Annotated in this window: 2 protein-coding genes; both read left to right on the forward strand. The window is 46.3% G+C overall.

The window, feature by feature from the left end; all coding sequences use genetic code 11:
• The first annotated feature begins 671 nt into the window (after nucleotides 1-671).
• Nucleotides 672-2,018 (forward strand): Trk system potassium transporter TrkA, encoded by a 1,347-nt coding sequence (trkA, locus tag BN587_RS00525; protein ID WP_021719219.1) that lies wholly within the window; start codon nucleotides 672-674, stop codon nucleotides 2,016-2,018.
• A 2-nt stretch (nucleotides 2,019-2,020) separates the two neighbouring features.
• A partial coding sequence (locus BN587_RS00530) for a TrkH family potassium uptake protein (RefSeq protein WP_044483869.1) occupies nucleotides 2,021-3,081 on the forward strand: 1,061 nt, incomplete at its 3' end.

Consider the following 3,081-nt stretch of genomic DNA (forward strand, 5'->3'; position numbering starts at 1 on the left):
ATCTTATGACCAGCAGCGGGCCTGGCTGCCCAGCCACCGTGCCTAAAGGAGCTTTGCGACGCATAGGCACGCTTGTGGCGAGGCGTGTCGAAAAGCATGTTTACATGCTTTTTGACTGAGGATAGATTCTACAATTATGCAGTAAAGTTGGCAGCGGGAGCTTCTTAATGAAGTATTGCTGGTCGCGAGAGGTATATCGTTCCGGTCAGCAGCAATTTCTTAACGCAAATTTCGTGTGGAATCATAACGAAACGTGCGGCGCCGATCTTGTTCGAAAGTAATATTTAGGCTTCGGTTGCCTTGTTTCGATGATTCCAGACACTCATTCGCTAAAATTGCTATTCCCTACACGATATACCTCTCGCTCAATTTACCAGAATTCTATGTGTGACAGCCAATCAGCATCCTCCTGCGTACTCACTTCTTGGATGCGCCCGCAAGAATGCAACACTTCGATGATTCTAGACACTTATTCGCTGAAATTGCTATTCCTTGCACAATATATCCCTCGCTCAGTTTACCATGATAACAGCCATCTTACATATTATTAACACTTCGCTAACATCGTCAAAATAGCATCTGTCGACGTTTAAGGCTATTTGTGTTATAATATAGAGCAGTATTTAAGCAATAGAAATTAATGGGTTTTCCATCTTAAAGGAGTAATTAGAATGCGTATAGTGATAGCTGGTGCAGGCAAGCTTGGCTTTAGTATTGCACAGCTTTTAGCTGAAGATCAGTTTGATGTAGTAGTTGTAGAAATCGACCCCAAGCGCAAGGACGTTATCCAAAACACATTGGACGTTCTTGCGATTGAAGGCAACTCCTGCAGCCCTATGACCTTTGCTGATCCTGATATCAGTGCCTCTGATGTGCTTATCGCCTGCACAGATAGTGATGAAGTAAATATGGTAACCTGCCTAATGGCCAAGAATCACGGCATAAAGCATACCGTTGCCCGTATCCGCAATGTGGATTATGCTATCCATTCGCCGGAAATGCTGAAAAATGATATGAAAATTGACCTCGTAATCAATCCTGAGCGCATTACCGCAGGTGAAATCGACCATATCCTGATGACACCATCTGCATTGAACGTAGATGACTTTGCTGACGGTAAGGTGCGTATGTTCGAAGCTAAGGTGAAGGAGGATTCGCCTATAGTTAATATCCCGCTGAAGGATTTGAACATTCCTAAGGATATCCTAATGGCCATGGTTTTCAGACGTCATCAGATGATTATTCCTCATGGTAATGATTACGTAATTCCGGGCGATAACGTTTACTTCGTAGGCAAGCATGAAGCAATCCGTGAGTTCGAAAATTCCTTTTCCAATACATATGAAAAGTTGGAGAAGGTTCTCATCATCGGTGCGGGCCGCACAGGTCGCTTTTTGGCTCCCATGTTAGAAAAGCAGGGCATTCAGGTAAAGGTTATCGAAAAGGATAAGGACCGCTGCCAGCTTTTGGCTGCCAAGCTGAAGCGTGGTTTGGTTTTGTGTGGTGACGGTACCGATATCGACCTTCTGATTGAAGAGGGAGTTTCGGAAGCAGACGTTGTTATTTGCCTGACCGAAGATGATAAGCTGAACCTTTTGCTGGCACAGCTGGCCAAGCATCTGGGCGCACGAAAGACTATCGTGCGTGTTGCACGTAACGAATATATCGAGCTTATGGAAAAGGTTGGCGTAGACATCGTACTGTCTTCGCGTCTTTTGAGTGCAGGCGAGGTGCTGCGTTTCGTCCGCAAGGGTGGTATTGTATCCGTATCACTGTTGGAGGGCGCACAGGCCGAGGCTTTGGAAATCATCGTCGGCGAAAACAGCGATGTAGACGGTGTGGCAGTGCGTGATATGAACCTGCCGCCGGAATGCCTGCTGTGTGCCATTGTGCGTGGTAATGAAGCCTATATTCCTAATGGTAATACTGTCCTGCATGCTAATGACCGCGTAATTCTCTTTATCAAAAGTGAATTTTCCAAGACTACAGTACCGTTATTTGAAGGCCGGGGCGCTTAATTATGGATTCAAGGCTTGTTAACCGTTTATTAGCCAAGCTGACAATAGCATTTTCCTGTGTATTGCTGGTACCGCTGATTGCTGCGTTATTTGCAGATAGGGAGCATATATGGATTTTTATATTTACGCTGATTACAACCAGCACTATCTCCTCGCTTTTTAACCTCTTTGGCAGCAGAAGACCGCGTCAGCGCCTGCGCGTGCGTGAAGCTATTGCGGTCGTAGGCTGCGGTTGGCTGCTGGTCTGTCTGATGGGTGCGCTGCCGTATTTGTTTTTAAATCCCGCGGACCCGATTGCGGCGGTTTTTGAAAGTGTTTCCGGTTTTTCTACTACCGGTGTTACTACCGCACTTTCTTTTAACGATTTTCCGCCTAGCATTCGTGTCTGGCGCTGTTTAACGCACTGGACCGGCGGCATCGGCGTTATCATGCTGTTTATTATCATCATGCCGCAGATGAACAGCGGTACAAGCTACCTGTTCAACGCAGAGCTTCCTGGTGGTACGGCTGAACGTACTTTGCCGAAAATCAAGGAATCTGCCATGATGATTCTCTTAATCTATGTTATTTTAACAGCAGTGGAGGTTGCCTTACTGCTGCTTGCAGGTTTGCCGATATTTCAGGCGCTGAACCTGGCGTTGGCAACTATGGCGACAGGCGGCTTTTCCTATTATCACGATAGCCTGATTTCCTTTAGGTCTATTTATGTTGAGATTATTGCTATTGTTTTTATGCTGATTGCCAGCATGAACTTTTCTTTGTATTATAAAATCTGGCGTGGCGATTGGGCGTCCGTGCGGCAGGACAGCGAACACAGATATTATCTGCTGATACTCACAACAGCGGCTGCACTTATCTGTGGCAATCTGTATTTTTCCGGTTATATGGATTTTAACGGCGCTCTTCGTCACAGTATTTTCCAGGCTGTGTCTATCGGTAGTACGACAGGTTATGCGTCGGACGACTATAACAACTGGCCCAGCTTCAGCCGCAGCGTTCTGCTGATGCTGATGTTCATCGGCGGGTGCAGCGGTTCAACCGCAGGTGGCATTAAGATTACGCG

It is taken from the genome of Phascolarctobacterium succinatutens CAG:287 (assembly GCF_000434895.1).
Classification (GTDB): Bacteria; Bacillota; Negativicutes; order Acidaminococcales; family Acidaminococcaceae; genus Phascolarctobacterium_A; species Phascolarctobacterium_A succinatutens_A.